Source organism: Moraxella oblonga NBRC 102422 (assembly GCF_001598275.1).
Classification (GTDB): Bacteria; Pseudomonadota; Gammaproteobacteria; order Pseudomonadales; family Moraxellaceae; genus Moraxella; species Moraxella oblonga.
The window spans coordinates 1-16,462 of the sequence record NZ_BCYQ01000046.1 but is presented as its reverse complement, the minus strand read 5'-3'; the positions used below and the strand labels follow the sequence as shown (position 1 = coordinate 16,462).

The following is a 16,462-nucleotide window of genomic DNA, read 5'->3' as shown; positions in this document are numbered from 1 at the left end:
CCTGTTTTATCAACAAAACCCCATTTGCCATTTTGTTTTACTTGTGCCAAGCCCTCTGAAAAATACCCAATATAATCATATTGAACAGGGGTAACCACTTTACCTGTTTTATCAATAAACCCACATTTGCCGTTTTGTGCTACTTTTGCCAAGCCTTCTGAAAAGCTCCAAGCATTATCATATTGAACAGGGATAACCACTTTACCTGTCTTGTCAATAAAACCGTATTTGCCGTTTTGTTGTACTTGTGCCAAGCCCTTTGAAAAACTCCCAATATCATCATATTGAATGAGAATAACTACTTTGCCTGTGTTATCAATAAACCCAAATTTGCCGTTTTGTTCTACTTTTGCCAAGCCGTCTTTAAGACGATCCACAGAAGTATATCCCGTTACCTGCGGTTTTAGCAACTTTTTCATAAAAATCTCCGTGTTGAGTGGATATGATACAACCTTATTTTACAAACATATTTTAGCAAAAACAAGTATATAACTTAAAGAAATAGTGTGTATATTATTTTGCCTTTATCTCCCCCCAACTAATCCCAAACCTCCCCAAATACTTTCTTAATCTATCACTATCATTACTGACCTTTTTATCCAATCTTGACTGATTAAATAACGCCCTGCCTGCACTTGCCAGCGTGTCATAATTAGCACAAAATTCAATGACATTAAGCAGTTGCATTTTATCAAATTCATCTAGGTTTTGGGCATTGATTTTATCTATGAGTTTATTATGGATTTTATAAACCTTTTTATCATCATCCGCCCATAAATCATTTAATCTTTGGATTTCATCAGCCACCAGCTCCATACCAATTCGCCCATTATTTGCCAAAGTTGCTAGGCGTAAAATACTTGCCGACAAATCCCGAAAATTGCCTTGCCATTTGGCCTGCCCACTCATCGCAAAGTCCAGATAACGATGATATGCCCCCTTATCAAACCGCACCGTGCGACCAAGCTCTTGCCCGACCGCCACAAGCTGATACTGTATGTTTGGGGCAATGTCCTCACGCCTGTCCGCCAAAGGCGGCAAAGTGTACTGCCAAATGTTAATACGCGCGTACAAATCCTCACGAAACGACCCTGCTTTGACACACGCCTTTAAATCCTTGTTTGTCCCTGCAATCAGCCAAAAATCGCTTTTAACGGGCGTATCCGACCCCATCGGATAAAAGACTTTGTCCTCCAAAGCAGTCAAAAGCATTGCCTGTTCGTCCAGTCCAAGCTCGCCAATCTCGTCCAAAAACAGCACGCCCTTATGAGCAGTCAAAAGATAGCCGTCCCTTGCCGTCATCGCCCCTGTAAACGCCCCTTTTTTATGCCCAAACAGAGCCGAATAAGCGGTATCGCCCCGCAAGGTGGCACAGTTTACCGCCACAAATTGACCGCTAATCAAGTGCCGTGCTTTTTTTAAGTCATAAATCCGCCGTGCCAGCCGTGATTTGCCTGCCCCTGTCGCCCCTGTGAGCAGTATGGGCGTATTGCTCCCAATGGCAACCGCCTCAATCTGCCCAATCATTGCGTTAAAGGCGGTATTTTTGGTTTCAATGTCGTTTTTCAAAAATTTAAGGGCATCATTTTTGACCCTATCAAGACGGCTTGCCAGTGCGTCATAACGAGCCAAATCAAGGTCAATGACCTCCACACCGCAATCTGGCTTGTCGCCTTTGGGTGGGGCGGTTTGTAAAATCAAACTTGGGATTTGCCGAGACTCTACCAATAAAAACAGACAAATCTGGGCAACATGTGTGCCTGTGGTGATGTGCGTTAGATAGGTTTCTTGTTCAATATCAAAGGGATAGCTATCAGCCCATTCTGCCAATTTTTCATAGACTTCGCCAAAATCCCAAGGGTTATTAAGGGGCATTTGCACCAAGTTTATCTCTACATTAGGATTGATGGCTTTGATGTCGTCCACCACTTGTAGGGCAAGGCGTTCATATTTTGGGGCGATAAACAGCTCCACCCGCTCAAACGCCATCACCTTATGGACATTGACATTGGGTCGCCATTTATGATGCCGTCTTTGGCTAAATCCATCATCTAAGACCGTACCAAGAAAGCTGATTAGGACTTTTTTCATATGATATTTTTAAATCTATAAAAATATCTTATATTATATATTTTATTAAAAATTCCCACAAGCCCACCACCAATTTTTGTAAGTTTTAAAAATTTAATCCATTAAAAATCAATAACTTAAAAACAATTTTCCCCAAAATTGCCCAAGTTGGCATAAGATTTGGATAATAAAAAGCAAGCAAATCAAAAAAGGAAAACCAATGCAACAATTTATCTTAATTCGTGGTCATCAAGGCTCTGGTAAATCCACTTTTGCCCAAGCCAAAATCGCTGAATTTAAAAAAGACTATCCAAGTGGCGAGATTGTTCATATTGAAAACGACCTATTATTAACCGATGAAAATGGTATTTATCATTGGTCTCCTGAGCGTGTGGAACAGGCAATCAAAATAAATGATGAGATGATGAAAACCGCCTTTAAAAAAGCCAAAGAAAACCCCGCTTTGGATATGTTGATTATCAATTCCAACACCAATCAAAAATCAGGGGCGTGTATCAAACTTTTACAAACCGCCAGAAAATATGGCTTGGATACCAAAATTTATCGCTTGCATAACTTTTTTGACAATACCCATAATGTCAAAAAAGCAGATGTATTATCGGCTTATCTTAAACTTAATAACAATAAACTTAGAGATGAAATTCATATTGAGCCGATTTGCCCAATGAGTGATGATATTAAATCAGAGATTGAACAAATGACCAAGTTTGATAAAAAAGAATTGCCCTTTGATGAAAATCATCAAAGCTATATCAGTGATGACTATTTACAATACGGCAGACGCAATTTTACCATTAAGCAATCCAAAACTTATCCAGAGCTGTTTGTTTTAAAATACAAAAGAGACATATTTTTTAATAATCGCTTTGATAACGCCTTACTTGAAATGCGTGGTACAGTGATTGATGAATATCACAACATCATTGTACGCCCTTTTAAAAAGGTATTTAATTATAGCGAACGAATTGCCAAAAATTCTAAATATCCGATTGCGATAGATGATAATCATTTAGTCGATGCGGTATTAAAAGTCAATGGCTTTTTGGGGGTATGTACTTATGTAGAATTAGATGAAAATCACCCAAGTTACCAAGCCAGTTTTAATAAAAAGGTGTTGTATTCTACCACAGGGTCATTAGATAGCGATTTTGCCAAAATGAATGAAAACCATTGCCAAAAGTATGAACCACTTTTTAAGCAATATCCGAACCATACTTTTTTATTTGAGGTTACCGATGAAAAAGATGTGCATATCATCAAAGAACTCTTTGGCGAAACTTTGATTGGGATTATTGATGTGGCAACAGGGCGACAATTTGATGAAGATGAGATTAACGCCATTGCCAATACATTTAATGCTGAGCAAGAAAAATTAAATACGAGCATAAAAATCACACGCCCACCAATCATTAAATCCATACCCTTTGGCGAATTAAAGGGGTTATTAAAAACAGTAGAACACGAAGGCTTTATGGTCTTTGACAGTCAAAGCAAAGAAATGCTTTTTAAACTTAAATCGCCTTATTATCTGATTTCTAAATTTTTGGGTAGAAGTAATGAAAAAAATATCGCAAGCAAACTTAGTAATAAAGCCAAAGTTGATGAGGAATATTATCCTTTGATTGATTATATTAAAGACAATCAAGAGATATTTAATGGCTTATCAGAACTGGATAAAATTGCTTTTATTCAAGAGTTTTTGGGGAGATTATGAAACAATCAGATGAATTTAATGATTTTAAAGATATTATTGATGAATTTTATCAAGTATTTACTTATCCAAAACCAAATGGATTTTTAAATGTCTGTACTTGTGGTGTATGTATGGACGAAACACTTGAAGTACAAATGCGAACATTGCCACTTCGTGAATTAACTTGTAATCATTTGTATAATTACAATGATACTGCCAAAGACACCATAGAAAGACCTGATGAATTAAAATATTTTTTGCCTAGAATGGTGGAATTATTTACCGAAGGTGAAAATTTACACCATTCTACTGAAATTTATTTTCAGCGTGTGGGAAATTGCCCAAAAGGCAGTTTTAGCATACAAGAAATGGCTCTGTGGAATAAATTTTGCTATGAATATCTAAAAGCCTTAGTCAATATTTATCCTTATGAGCGTTTAAAATGGCAACAAGACGATGTATTTAGTTGCTTGTTAATGTTTTATATTGGTGGTGCTGACATTCAGCCATTTTTAGAGTATTGGGCAACGCTAAAAACACCACAATCTACAATCAATTATATATTTGATACTGCCTATGATTATTGGGAAAATTATTATCCACATCCCATTGACTATCAAATCAATATGGCATTTGCACAGGATTATCCAGAATTTAAGTCAATAATGACACATTGGCTGGATAACCCAAAACATAAACAGCATTTTACTGATTGTATTGTTAATTTAAGCAATGATGATATTGATAGGTTTTATGCTAAATATGAATATGCAAAAAGAAATGATTATATTAGTTGTGTTTTTGATGCTTTAACAGGTGTCAATTGGAGATAAAATGTATCAAGAAAGAAAATTTTTTGCGATATTAAAACCCAATTCATCAACCAAAAAAATACTGGTTCACGATAAAAAAGACGGCACTTTTGTTTATCAATATGCTAATATCAATGCAAAATACGGCAGTTATGATGCCTATTATAATAATCTTGATGAGGCATTATCATCTTGGCAAGATGATATTGATGATAAAGGTTGGCAAGAAATTTTTTATTTTAATCCAATAACACACGATGAATTACCTGATAATTTAACTTTTTTAAAGGAAAAACCAATGATTTATTTTACTTCCGACCTACATTTTAGCCATAAAAATATCGCCAAGTTTTGTCCCGCCTTTCGCACACCCTTTGAGAGCGTGGAAAAAATGAATGATGAGCTGATTGGCTTATGGAATGAGACTGTTAAACCCGATGATATTGTCTATAATCTGGGCGATGTGTCATTTAGCCACAATCTAAAAGAGATTGAGGCAGTATTAAAAGAGTTAAATGGCAAACATCATCTGATTTTGGGCAATCACGATAACCTTATCGCCCAAAATCAAGAGCGGTTATTAAAGCAAATCAAAAATGATGGTAATCCTTTATTATCCTCTATCCACCATTATTTAAAATTAAATTTGCGTGAATTAAAACGCACGCTGATTTTATTTCATTATCCGATAGATGAATGGGACGGTTGTCATAAGGGTTATTATCATTTGCACGGGCATATTCACGACCGTATGGCAAAGGTCAAAGGCAAGATTTTAAATGTTGGTTTTGATTTGCACGGCAAACTTTTGACACTTGATGATATTGATGAATTTTTGCAAGACTTGCCCAATGTGTCTCATTTTGGCAGTGATGATGAGATTGTATTAAATGCTGATATAACAACCAATAAAGAGCTGATTAAGCAGGAACTTTTAAAGATAAATGGCTTGCTTTAAGATTTTATTTGGTATATGATATTTAAAAAAAAATTGGAGTTTATATGAAAGAACAAGACCTAATCCACACCCTGTTAACCAAAAACCCTTATTTTAATGTCTCTGGGGTTACTTCGTCAGAAGCAAACTATATTTGCGAACGAATTAAAGAAAAATTAAAGCCAATTCAAGATGAAATCAATGGTTTGGAGACACACACTTCTAGCCTAGATGGTGAGGCATTGGACGGCTTTAAAAAAGTAGAAAATATTGATAAAAAATTAAAACTCATTGGGGAATTATACGCCATTTCTGCCTTTTTGCGTACCGCCATTAAAGAAAAAGAAAATCGTCTTAATATCATCAATGATAAAATCCGTAAAGTCCGCCAGCAAGAGGACGAACTTTTGGAGCGAATTGATATGGTAGAATTAGAAAAAATCCGCCGTGTGGATATGGACGATTTTTTATTAACCTTGCCACTAGCTGATGTCATTGCCTATAAAACTGCCGAAGCAAAAGCATCACATATTGGTAAATTTATTCATAATTTTGATGACATTCGCCATAAACTGACCAAACAAGAACGCATTAGCTTTAAAGAAGTGGGCGAGCAAGTATTTAAAATTCATCATACGCCTTTATATGAGCTTGATGAATTGCAACAAACGCAAAATTATCTTTTGGCAGAACATCGAGACTATGAAAATACGGTCAATTTTTATAAAGCCAAATTTCGTGATTTTGAAAACGGTGCCAAAGTGCGTTATGAAGAAGAATTAAATAAACTTCAAAATGAACGAAACGCTATTTTAAATGAACGGGTAAAAGCAAAAACGGAAAGCTTAACCGCCGTTAAAGCAGAAATTGCCAGTTTTAAAATCATCATTCCCAATGAATTTAAAGAAATGATTGATGAACTTTTAAAAAAGGTATAAAACTAAAAACTGATTTAAAAATTTTGGGATTGGTTAAATTTGACCTATAAATTTATCCATACCCAAAACCCAAAGTAGCACAAGGCAAGATTTAATAGACGAAGGGGCGGAAAGTGCTGAACTGCGTCCGCTATGTCTCCATACCAAATTAGATACTTGGTTTAATTCGCCCTATTTTTATCCTTAATGTTTGCCAATTTTGAAAAAATTGGAAAAATGTTAAGACTTTATCTTTGACTTTGACTTTGCAAAAATAGGGGGCTTTGCTTTTGATTTTGGCTTGGTCTGCGTGCTTTGTGCTACTTTACTTATTGATTTAATAATTAGGATGTAAAATGAAACTTGCCGAAGCCTTATTATTGCGTGCTGATTTACAAAAGAAATTAGCCAGTTTAAAATCTCGCCTTGCTGAAAATGTCAAAGTACAAGAAGGCGATGACCCTGATGAATTACCAGACGAATTATTGATAACTGCCAATCAGATTATTGGCGAATTATATGTCTTAATTGAAAAAATACATAAAACCAATAGCAGTGCCATATTGGAAAATGGCAAATCCTTATTGTCGGTTTTAAATGAACGAGATGAACTGGTAGAACGGCACAAATTATTATTATCTGCCATTGAAAGTAGCAAGACAGAAAGTGACCGTTATAGCTATCGTGAAATCAAATGGCAAAAACAAATCAATGTCAAAGCCTTACAAAAACAAGCCGATGATATTGCCATTAAATTACGCCACAGTAATATCGCCATTCAATCAGCAAATTGGCAGATTGAATTGGTTGAATAATGATTTTAAATCAGTTATAATCTGTTTTGAAACACACAGGGCGAATATGACATCTCGTTAGACTTTTTGTCTTTGGTTTCCTGTCCTCCGAGAGATGGCAAACATATCGGGAACAGGCTTCGTTATGGTGGGCAATAACAGGGCTTTTTACACCTTACGCCCAGTACACGGCACTCATTAACAGTTGTAGGAATACAAGTTTAGAACTGTACTTTTTATTACCACATATTGACTGTGTGTTTTGTTTTTATATTAATAAATACCCTTATTTTTAAATGGGGTTTTTGGTTTTAACATCATCTCTTAGTTTTGCGTTACTTTGCTTTTTTGTAATAATTTGGTTACAGCAACTGGCGGTTAATATGCTTTTTTGGCATAATGAGACGTTTTTTATTCTTTTTTGAGTTATTATGAAACATCTTATTAAAACCACTCTTTTTATCAGTGTATTATCTGCCGTTTTGACAGGTTGCAACCAAGACAGTAACGCCAAATCTACCGATACCACCCCCAAATCCACCCCAGCCGAAACCACCAAATCACTTGACAACCACCCTGCCGAGAGTAGTAACCCCAACCACCAAGCAGACATCGCTAAAGCTCTACAAGACAACCTAAACAAATCTGGCGTGGATGTGCATGTAACCTCTGTCGTGCCAACCGATGTACCACAGATGTATTGGGCGACATTGGACAAGGCTCAACCTGTCTTTGTGGACAAAACGGGTCAATATCTGTTTCAAGGCGACATCGTCCAAGTCGGTGGCAACACCCCCATCAACATCGGAGCAAAAATGCAGTCAGTAGGGGCAAAAACCACCCTATCGGCTGTAGACAAATCAGAAATGATTATTTTCCCTGCCAAAGGTGAAGCCAAGTCGCACATCTATGTATTTAGCGACCCTACTTGTCATTATTGCCAAAAACTTCATAGTGAAATTGACCAAATTAACAGTCAGGGCATAGAAGTTCGCTATTTGGCATGGCCTCGTGGCGAACAACTGCGTGCTTTATCCGAAGCTGTATGGTGTAGTGCTGACCGCCGTGATGCCATCACTCGTGCCAAAAAAGGCGAACATATTACTGCCCCTGCTTGTGATAACCCTGTGGAAAAACACATGATGATTGGGCATAGTCTGGGTGTATCTGGTACACCTGCAGTATTTGCTGAAAATGGTATGCAAATCGGTGGCTATTTGCCCGCCGACGAACTTGTGAAAGTAGCCATGAGCAACAAATAAGTATGTCTAGATTTCCTGTAAAACCTAAAATTAAAAAACCAATTTTTGCAAGAAATTTAAAAAATCACCCAAACAATTTACCCCTTATCTTTTGGTTAGGGGGTATTTTTATACCTTAAAATCATAAAAATTTTTCTCACCCCCTAGCATAAGACAATAATTTATGATAAGTTAGACAGCATTTCCCTGCCATATTTATTCGTATTTATAGAGAAATGTTATGAAATCTATCAATCTTGCTGTACTAGGATTAGGCACTGTTGGCACAGGTGTGGTAAACCTACTCAAAGACAACGTCCAAGAACTCACTCGCCGTAGCGGTTATCAGCTTAACATCACGCATGTTGGCACAAGAAGACACCGCACGGACATTGACCCCACCATTAAACAAAGTGCCGACCTTATGGCGATTGCGGCAGCTGATGATGTAGATATTGTTATTGAGGTGATTGGTGGTACAGATGTCGCCAAAGAAGTCATTATCCATGCCATAAAACACAAAAAACACGTTGTTACTGCCAACAAAGCCTTGCTTGCCAAGCACGGTAATGAAATTTTTGCTCTGGCAGATAAACACGGTGTACAGGTACGCTATGAAGCAGCGGTCGCAGGTGGCATTCCTATCATCAAAATCATTCGTGAAGCCCTAGCCGCCAACAAAATTGACTGGGTGGCAGGCATCATCAATGGCACAGGCAACTTTATCTTGACCGAAATGCAACAAAAAAACCGCAAATTTGGTGATGTGCTTGCCGAAGCCCAAGCCTTAGGCTATGCCGAAGCTGACCCTACTTTTGACGTGGAAGGCATTGATGCAGGACATAAACTATCACTGCTTGCTTCTATTGCTTTTGGCATTCCATTACAATTTGATAAAGTATATTGTGAAGGCATCACCAAAATCAGCCTTCAAGATGTGGTCTATGCCAAAGAGCTGGGTTACACCATCAAACATTTGGGGTTTGCGTTTCGCCGTGATCATGGTTTTGAGCTTCGTGTTCACCCCACACTTATCCCAAACAGCACCCTACTTGCCAATGTCAATGGTGTAAAAAATGCCGTCATGGTGGACGCTCACCCATTAGGGCAGTCGCTCTACTATGGCGATGGAGCAGGAGCTGGTGCAACAGCATCAGCGGTCATGGCGGACGTGATGGACTTGATTTACGTCATTGAAGCAGGAGCAAGAACCGATGATGATACACTGGCAGACGTACCACATCTTGCCTTTATCCCAGAGGAACTCTCCGACACTCGTGTACTGCCAAGTGATGAGATGACCTGTGGTTATTATTTGCGTTTGACGGTCAAAGATGAGCTGGGCGTACTGGCAGACACCACACGCATTCTTAGCGACAATGGCATTAACATTGACGCCATCATGCAACGAGACGCTCACAAATCAGGGCTAGTACCCATCATCATTTTGACCTTGCCAGTCCTAGAAAAGCAAATGAACAAAGCCATCAAAGAAATTGAAGCTCTTAATGCCGTAACCGAACCTGTGGTACGCATTCGCCTAGAAAGTTTGGACGAATAAGCGATTTGACAAAGAAAAATCGGACACTCGTCCGATTTTTTGTTGGTGATTGCTAATGTTTGGCAAATTGTGGCATAATATAAGGCTATGGATAACCCCATGCCTTTTGTGGTATTTTGTACTTAGCCGTCCAATGACCGTGATTGGTAACTTATTTTTTATTTTTCCATTGGAGCAATCATGAACGCCAAATTGTTATTAGCCAGCATTGCCACAACCGCCCTTTTATCTGCCTGTGGTGGTGACCATGCACACGTCAAAGCAGTAGACGCTGTCGCTGGAGCCGAAGCCGCCGCCAAAGAAAAAGCCCCAAAAGCCGAAGCCATCACTTTTGATGATCATGGCAAACCCACCATGGGTGGTGTGGGTGGTGCAAAAGGTGCCAACACCAACCCCCAAAACACTGACAACACCGAAGCAACCGCAACGCAAGAGCAAGCAGAGACAGCAACCGAAAACAAATCTGCTGATGAAAGCAAACCTGCTGATACAGCCGAAGCCAAAGCAGAAGATACCAAGCCTGCCGAAGGCGAAGCGACTGCCGAAACCAAATCCGAAGGCGAAGCGACCGCAGAAGCACCTGCCGACACCAAAACCAACTAATCAAAAATCCCCAAACACGCTTGTTTGGGGATTTTTATATAAAAACACCCCAAATCACATTGGGGTGTTTTTGGTTATTGTCTTACGCCAGTTTGTGTACCTGCACGGCTACTGATGGTGATTTTGTTGCCGTTTAGGGTGATGTTGGCAGTACCAGAAATAGGTAGGGTTGGGTGTTTGCCCTTGCCTGCGTATTTGCCATCACCTTGTGCTTTGATGTTGCTGATAACGGTAGCACCTTCACGCTTTTTGGCTTTTTCTGTCAAACCTTGAACCATAACTGCTTGATAGCCATCGCCTGATTTGCTGATTTGGATAATGGCTTTTGCCTCACCCTTTTCGCTCATTTTCCACTTACCAACAATCGCATCGTTATTGGCAAAAACAGTGGCAGATAGAGCAAGTGTGCCTAACATGGCAATTTTCAATAATTTCATAAGTATTCTCAAAATGATTAAGATAGAAAAAACTCGTTCACAAAAACAAGCGTAAACAAATTATAATCAACAACTCATCAAAATGCAAATATTTACCGTGTAAGAAAATAGCCGTTTTGTAGGTCTTTTTTTAATGATATTGCTACAACATCAATCATTCAAAAGGATTGGTAACTTGGGTGCTGGCTTTGACAGGCTTTTCAATACATTCTGGCAGCTCACCCAAATGACCAAATTTATCCAGCAAGGCTTTGGCAAAATCATACAGAGCTTGGGCTTGCTCTTTGCCAACCTGATCTTGGTTAATCTCAACATCACCAGAGATTACCACACAGTCTGTTTGATTTTCAATGGTTAAAGCACCAATTTGCAAAACTTCACTATCATTATCAAAAATATTCATTTAAATAATCCTACAAAAAATTTTAAAACTGCAACAATCAACACTACCCAACCACTCGCTTCATCATCAGTGGTCGTGTCATTGGTTGAGGCAGGTTTTTTTTCTTGTTTTTGAGCAACGATACCATCATCTGCCATAGGGCGTGGCAACTCAAAGGTGGCACTTTGTATGTCCGCAGGGAGATTTGGCATAAGATTGATGCCTGTTTTGTCTGAAAATTGGCTAAAACTCAATACTTCATAACTGCCATTTTCTACATTGGGTGATAGATATACGCCAGCTCTGTGCAAACTTGGCACATAAATCGCCTTAAAAAAATGGCTTGGCACAAGCACGCCAGAACCGATGGCATTGATGTTTTTGCCCTGAAACAACACACCTGTAACAACGTAGGCTTCTCCATGCTTATGAGACAGATAGCGTGTGGTCGTCTCAATGTGTCGCCAAAGTGTGCGGTTATGATTACCGTTTTGGGGGGCGATATTAGCAAGGCTAAAACTGTCAAACTGTTGAGATTTGGTCGCCATATCACCGTTGGGAGCAAGATGCCCCCTATCGTAGCCTGATTGTTTGTAATCGGCTAAGGTTGCTCTCACGTTGTGAGGTAGACGACTTTCTTCACGAAAACTATCCTCACGAGTGAGTGTTTTAGCCTCTTGGATACGGGCTTTGGTCAAATACTCAGCTGAGTAAATGGGTGTGCGTGAAATGCCAGAATACAACACCCCAAAACCATCAAAACACAGCTCGTAGGTATTTTTGCTAAGTTTAGACCCTTTTGTGCCAACAAATTCTGGCGGTCTGCCTGCATAAAAATGATGAGAGCAAGTCGCTAAATTTTGGGCGGTATTGGCATTGGCGTTGATATTTTGACCAACATACACATCTTTGGCAAAACTCGTTAGGGGCAATATCGCCACAAGCCCCATTAAAATAAATCGTTTCATGAGGCTATTATAACAAATTTCCACGCATTTTGACTGTTTGGCACTGAAAATTTCGCACACGCCCCCATAAAGTGATTTTTGCTTTTTTGGCAACAGGACATCGGTGAACTGGGCATGCCAAGGGCGATGGAGAAGTTGGTGGGGTAAAATGGGCGAGATAAATTAACAAAAAAGACCCAAATCTGGGTCTTTTTTGTTATTCATCAGCGGTATTGGCAAGCGTCTTTGTAGCCATTATCGCAGGCTTTATTAAACCACTGTTTGGCGGTTTGGGGGTTTTTGGGAATGCCTTTTCCATCATGATACATTGCTCCAAGATTATGTTGAGCCTCTGCAAGCCCTTGATTGGCAGATTCACCATACAATGCTAAGGCTTTATCGTGGTCTTGCTCGACACCTTGTCCATTATTATACATAAACCCAAGATTAAATTGAGCCTTTGCCAGCCCTTGATTGGCGGACTTAGTAAACCATTCTAAGGCTTTGGCATCATCTTGCTTCACAAATTGACCCTGTTGGTACATAACACCAAGACTGTATTGAGCCTCTGCATCGCCTTGATTGGCAGATTTGGTGAACCATTTAAAGGCTTTGGCGTAGTCTTTTGTTGTGCCATAACCCAAATAATACACTCCCCCCAAATCATACTGAGCTCTTGCCAGCCCTTGATGAGCGGATTTGGTGAACCATTTAAAGGCTTCGGCATGGTCTTGCGTTACACCTTGTCCCATTTGATACATCACTGCAAGAACGTATTGAGCCTCTGCATTGCCCTGATTGGCAGATTTGGTGAACCATTTAAAGGCTTCGGCATGGTCTTGCGTTACACCTTGCTCACCAGCATACATCAATCCAAGACTATTTTGAGCTTGTGCAAACCCTTGATTGGCGGATTTAGTGAACCATTCTAGGGCTTTGGTATAATCTTGTGCCACACCTTGCCCATTCACATACATACTCCCAAGATTAAATTGAGCCTTTGCCAGCCCTTGATTGGCGGATTTGGTATACCATTCGACCGCTTGGGCATAATCTTGTGTTACGCCTCGCCCACTATAATACATACCCCCAAGATTATACTGAGCCTCTGCAACGCCTTGATTGGCGGACTTAGTCAGCCACGCCACTGCTTTGGCGTAATCTTGTGTTACGCCCTCTCCTTTGACATACATCATTGCAAGGTCGTTTTGAGCGGTGGTGTTGCCCTGATTGGCGGATTTGGTGAGCCACTTGACGGCATTGACATCATCACCTTGATTGGCATACGCCACACCCAAATGCAATTGCAAATTGTCATCATCTGGCTTTTGTGCCAACTCTTTTTGACACACCCCAACCGCTTTTGATGAACCCAATCTTGCCAACTCATCACAGCTTTTGGTAAACGTCCACGCCAACGCCACCGCCATGCCTCCACAAATACTTGCCATCACAATGAGCACTTTCACCATTTTAACCACTGTCATCACCGCTTATCAATCAATCGCCTCTATCCTAAATCAAGCCACCCACAAAATCAACCGCCATTCGTCAAAAAAACCACAAACTTTTGCAAATTTGTGGTTTTTATTAGCATTCGTGTGATTAGTACTCAATCACAACTTTCATCGCCTTATTTTCAGAGGCGTGCTTAAAGACATCATAGGCTTTTTCCATTTCACTAAATTTAAAATGGTGGGTAGCAAGTTTATCCATTGGCAATTTGCTACATTCGCACGCTTTTAGTAGCATGCCTGTGGTGTTGGCATTGACAAGCCCTGTGGTGATTTTTAAGTTTTTAATCCACAGCTTATTTAGCTCAAAGTTTACATTTGTACCGTGTACGCCCACCACCGCAATGTTTTGTCCTTCTTTGACGATTTTTTGGCAAATATCCCAAGTTGCTGGTACGCCCACCGCCTCAATGGCAGTATCCACACCACGACCATCAGTAATTTGCATTACCTTTTCAATGACATCTTCAGAATTTGGGTTGATGGTATGAGTTGCCCCCATTTGGCGAGCCATTTCTAGGCGGTTGTCGTCCATATCAATCACAATGATGGTTGCAGGAGAATACAATTGTCCAGTCAAAAGACAGCCCATTCCTACAGGACCTGCACCAACAATAGCAACGGTGTCTCCAGGTTTGACATCGCCATACTGAATGCCAATCTCGTGTCCAGTTGGCAAAGCGTCTGACAAAAACACCGCCACATCGGTATTAAGACCCTCTGGCAAATGATATAGTGAAGTATCTGCAAAAGGCGTACGCACATATTCTGCTTGCGTGCCATCAATCATATAGCCCATAATCCAGCCACCCTCTTGACGGCAATGAGAGTACAATTGTTTTTGGCAGTTTTCGCACGAACCACAACGGCTAATGCACGAGATAATGACTTTATCGCCTTTTTTGAAATTTTTGACAGCAGAGCCAACTTCCTCCACAATACCAATGCCTTCGTGTCCTAGAATACGACCGTTCCATTGCCCTGTTTTTTGACGAGCAACTTCTTCAATCTCGGGGTTTTTACCTTTCCAAATGCCCAAATCCGTGCCACAAATGGTGGTTTTGGTCATTTTGATAATCGCATCGGTGGGGTCAATGATGACAGGCTTTGGACGGTCTTCAAAACGAATGTCGTTTTCGCCATAATAAGTCATTGCTTTCATTGTGGTGGTCATAACAACTCCTCATTGATTGATAAATCATGCCGACAGGCGTTGAATCATCAGATTTTTACACATCACCAAACCTCCTACCAAACCCAAAAATAAGGTTTATTAAAATATGGCGGGTAATGTTAAAAGTCTGAAATATATTGTTACAATAACAATTTTTACGCCACTTGTAAAGCATAAATTTACAAATAAGATGTAAAAAAACCTAAATAAAATTAATAAGTTATGTTATAACATTTATTTAAGCAATAAAAAAATCACCCTTTAAAAGGGTGATTTTATACAACAATCCTCAATCAAACATGGCACTGATAGATTCTTCGTTGTTGATGCGTCTGAGGCTCTCGGCAAGCATGGAAGCGATAGAGACTTGACGAATTTTTGGGCAGGCTTTGGCTTCGGCACTCAAAGGAATGGTATCTGTAACCACAATTTCATCAAGGGCTGAATGAGCAATTGTCTCAATCGCTTTACCTGACAATACAGGGTGTGTAATGTAACCCACCACACGTCTTGCTCCACTATCTTTTAGGGCTTGAGCAGCTTTGCACAACGTACCTGCTGTATCTACAATATCATCAACAATCACGCAATCTCGGTCTTTGACATCGCCAATGATGTGCATGACTTGTGATTCGTTGGCTTTGGCACGGCGTTTGTCAATAATCGCCAAATCCAAATCACCCAATGATTTTGCCATGGCACGAGCTCGCACCACACCGCCCACATCAGGTGAAACAACCATGAGATTTTCATAATTTTTTTGCTTTAAATCATTCAAAAGAATAGGTGTAGCATACAAATTATCCACAGGCACGTCAAAAAACCCCTGAATTTGGTCAGCGTGCAAATCCACCACCATGACACGGTCAATACCCACAATAGACAACATGTCTGCTACCACACGAGCAGAAATTGGCACACGAGCAGAACGAGAACGGCGGTCTTGGCGAGCATAACCAAAATAAGGAATCACCGCCGTGACACGACCCGCACTTGAACGGCGTAAGGCATCCGCCAAAAGCACCACTTCCATAAGATTGTCATTGGTAGGGGCACAAGTAGGCTGAATAATAAAAACATCTTTACCACGCACATTTTCTTTGATTTCAACAGCAATCTCGCCATCAGAAAAACGAGTGATGTCAGATTTACTCAAAGGAATATGAAGGTGATTGGCAACGGTTTGGGCAAGTTCAGGGTTGGCATTACCTGTAAAAATAGCCATATAAGACATGACAAAATCCTATGGTTTGGACGGTTAAAGACTAATTTACTTATTTTAACATTTTTTTTACAAAAAATCTCAAAAGCCCTCAACTTTTTGCAAACCAAAACCCCCCACCAAAAGGCAGAGGGTTT

17 protein-coding genes are annotated in these 16,462 nt (G+C 39.8%); 9 read left to right on the top strand and 8 right to left on the bottom strand.

The genetic code is table 11. From position 1 onward, the window contains the following. Together MOB01S_RS10600 and rtcR are read right to left on the bottom strand one after the other, a co-directional pair. Positions 1-419 (bottom strand): WG repeat-containing protein (locus tag MOB01S_RS10600; protein ID WP_169798148.1); only part of this gene is annotated, 419 nt, incomplete at its 3' end. Positions 420-513: 94 nt separating this feature from the next. Beyond that, positions 514-2,091: an RNA repair transcriptional activator RtcR gene (rtcR, locus tag MOB01S_RS10595; protein ID WP_066805093.1), complete on the bottom strand. Its 1,578-nt coding sequence runs from the start codon at positions 2,089-2,091 to the stop codon at positions 514-516. Positions 2,092-2,290: 199 nt separating this feature from the next. On the opposite strand from rtcR, the gene MOB01S_RS10590 reads away from it, so the two are divergent. The 8 genes from MOB01S_RS10590 (at position 2,291) to MOB01S_RS10555 (ending at position 10,649) form a co-directional block, all read left to right on the top strand. Continuing rightward, positions 2,291-3,805 (top strand): RNA ligase, encoded by a 1,515-nt coding sequence (locus MOB01S_RS10590; protein ID WP_066805090.1) that lies wholly within the window; start codon positions 2,291-2,293, stop codon positions 3,803-3,805. Beyond that, a complete protein-coding gene (locus MOB01S_RS10585) occupies positions 3,802-4,617 on the top strand; it encodes a hypothetical protein (protein ID WP_066805089.1) in 816 nt (271 codons plus the stop codon). Before MOB01S_RS10590 ends, MOB01S_RS10585 begins: the two co-directional genes overlap by 4 nt. Before the next feature lies 1 nt (position 4,618). Then, positions 4,619-5,554: a hypothetical protein gene (locus tag MOB01S_RS10580; RefSeq protein WP_218016094.1), complete on the top strand. Its 936-nt coding sequence runs from the start codon at positions 4,619-4,621 to the stop codon at positions 5,552-5,554. A gap of 44 nt (positions 5,555-5,598) precedes the next feature. Continuing rightward, positions 5,599-6,471: a hypothetical protein gene (locus MOB01S_RS10575; RefSeq protein ID WP_066805087.1), complete on the top strand. Its 873-nt coding sequence runs from the start codon at positions 5,599-5,601 to the stop codon at positions 6,469-6,471. A gap of 335 nt (positions 6,472-6,806) precedes the next feature. Further along, complete coding sequence (locus MOB01S_RS10570; RefSeq protein ID WP_066805083.1) at positions 6,807-7,265, top strand: DIP1984 family protein; 459 nt, start codon at positions 6,807-6,809, stop codon at positions 7,263-7,265. 410 nt (positions 7,266-7,675) lie between these two features. Further along, positions 7,676-8,506 carry a DsbC family protein gene (locus MOB01S_RS10565; protein ID WP_066805080.1) on the top strand — a complete coding sequence of 277 codons (831 nt, stop codon included), beginning with the start codon at positions 7,676-7,678 and terminating at the stop codon, positions 8,504-8,506. Positions 8,507-8,726: 220 nt separating this feature from the next. Beyond that, a complete protein-coding gene (locus MOB01S_RS10560; protein ID WP_066805078.1) occupies positions 8,727-10,046 on the top strand; it encodes a homoserine dehydrogenase in 1,320 nt (439 codons plus the stop codon). A gap of 180 nt (positions 10,047-10,226) precedes the next feature. Next, complete coding sequence (locus tag MOB01S_RS10555) at positions 10,227-10,649, top strand: hypothetical protein (RefSeq protein ID WP_066805075.1); 423 nt, start codon at positions 10,227-10,229, stop codon at positions 10,647-10,649. 74 nt (positions 10,650-10,723) lie between these two features. On the opposite strand, the gene MOB01S_RS10550 is transcribed toward MOB01S_RS10555, so the two are convergent. The 4 genes from MOB01S_RS10550 to MOB01S_RS10535 form a co-directional block, all read right to left on the bottom strand. Further along, positions 10,724-11,086 (bottom strand): DUF2147 domain-containing protein, encoded by a 363-nt coding sequence (locus tag MOB01S_RS10550; RefSeq protein ID WP_066805072.1) that lies wholly within the window; start codon positions 11,084-11,086, stop codon positions 10,724-10,726. Positions 11,087-11,240: 154 nt separating this feature from the next. Beyond that, positions 11,241-11,489 (bottom strand): hypothetical protein, encoded by a 249-nt coding sequence (locus MOB01S_RS10545; protein WP_066805069.1) that lies wholly within the window; start codon positions 11,487-11,489, stop codon positions 11,241-11,243. Beyond that, positions 11,486-12,436: a DNA/RNA non-specific endonuclease gene (locus tag MOB01S_RS10540; RefSeq protein ID WP_066805066.1), complete on the bottom strand. Its 951-nt coding sequence runs from the start codon at positions 12,434-12,436 to the stop codon at positions 11,486-11,488. Before MOB01S_RS10540 ends, MOB01S_RS10545 begins: the two co-directional genes overlap by 4 nt. Before the next feature lie 203 nt (positions 12,437-12,639). After that, on the bottom strand, positions 12,640-13,884 hold the full coding sequence (locus MOB01S_RS10535) for a tetratricopeptide repeat protein (RefSeq protein ID WP_169798147.1): 1,245 nt from the start codon (positions 13,882-13,884) through the stop codon (positions 12,640-12,642). Here MOB01S_RS10535 and MOB01S_RS12565 point away from each other — a divergent pair. After that, positions 13,871-14,020: a hypothetical protein gene (locus MOB01S_RS12565; protein WP_169798146.1), complete on the top strand. Its 150-nt coding sequence runs from the start codon at positions 13,871-13,873 to the stop codon at positions 14,018-14,020. The genes MOB01S_RS10535 and MOB01S_RS12565 overlap by 14 nt on opposite strands. Here MOB01S_RS12565 and MOB01S_RS10530 read toward each other — a convergent pair whose 3' ends face one another. Both MOB01S_RS10530 and MOB01S_RS10525 read right to left on the bottom strand, forming a co-directional pair. Next, positions 14,021-15,103: a zinc-dependent alcohol dehydrogenase family protein gene (locus tag MOB01S_RS10530; protein ID WP_066805061.1), complete on the bottom strand. Its 1,083-nt coding sequence runs from the start codon at positions 15,101-15,103 to the stop codon at positions 14,021-14,023. Positions 15,104-15,392: 289 nt separating this feature from the next. Beyond that, complete coding sequence (locus MOB01S_RS10525) at positions 15,393-16,337, bottom strand: ribose-phosphate pyrophosphokinase (RefSeq protein ID WP_066805058.1); 945 nt, start codon at positions 16,335-16,337, stop codon at positions 15,393-15,395. Positions 16,338-16,462: the final 125 nt, after the last annotated feature.

Bases quoted from the DNA above. Each gene is read 5' to 3' on its own strand.
- MOB01S_RS10590 (WP_066805090.1), top strand. From the start codon at position 2,291: ATGCAACAATTTATCTTAATTCGTGGTCATCAAGGCTCTGGTAAATCC.
- MOB01S_RS10565 (WP_066805080.1), top strand. From the start codon at position 7,676: ATGAAACATCTTATTAAAACCACTCTTTTTATCAGTGTATTATCTGCC.
- MOB01S_RS10570 (WP_066805083.1), top strand. From the start codon at position 6,807: ATGAAACTTGCCGAAGCCTTATTATTGCGTGCTGATTTACAAAAGAAA.
- MOB01S_RS12565 (WP_169798146.1), top strand. From the start codon at position 13,871: ATGAGCACTTTCACCATTTTAACCACTGTCATCACCGCTTATCAATCA.
- MOB01S_RS10525 (WP_066805058.1), bottom strand. From the start codon at position 16,337: ATGTCTTATATGGCTATTTTTACAGGTAATGCCAACCCTGAACTTGCC.
- MOB01S_RS10550 (WP_066805072.1), bottom strand. From the start codon at position 11,086: ATGAAATTATTGAAAATTGCCATGTTAGGCACACTTGCTCTATCTGCC.
- MOB01S_RS10560 (WP_066805078.1), top strand. From the start codon at position 8,727: ATGAAATCTATCAATCTTGCTGTACTAGGATTAGGCACTGTTGGCACA.
- MOB01S_RS10575 (WP_066805087.1), top strand. From the start codon at position 5,599: ATGAAAGAACAAGACCTAATCCACACCCTGTTAACCAAAAACCCTTAT.
- rtcR (WP_066805093.1), bottom strand. From the start codon at position 2,091: ATGAAAAAAGTCCTAATCAGCTTTCTTGGTACGGTCTTAGATGATGGA.
- MOB01S_RS10585 (WP_066805089.1), top strand. From the start codon at position 3,802: ATGAAACAATCAGATGAATTTAATGATTTTAAAGATATTATTGATGAA.
- MOB01S_RS10555 (WP_066805075.1), top strand. From the start codon at position 10,227: ATGAACGCCAAATTGTTATTAGCCAGCATTGCCACAACCGCCCTTTTA.
- MOB01S_RS10545 (WP_066805069.1), bottom strand. From the start codon at position 11,489: ATGAATATTTTTGATAATGATAGTGAAGTTTTGCAAATTGGTGCTTTA.
- MOB01S_RS10580 (WP_218016094.1), top strand. From the start codon at position 4,619: ATGTATCAAGAAAGAAAATTTTTTGCGATATTAAAACCCAATTCATCA.
- MOB01S_RS10530 (WP_066805061.1), bottom strand. From the start codon at position 15,103: ATGACCACCACAATGAAAGCAATGACTTATTATGGCGAAAACGACATT.
- MOB01S_RS10540 (WP_066805066.1), bottom strand. From the start codon at position 12,436: ATGAAACGATTTATTTTAATGGGGCTTGTGGCGATATTGCCCCTAACG.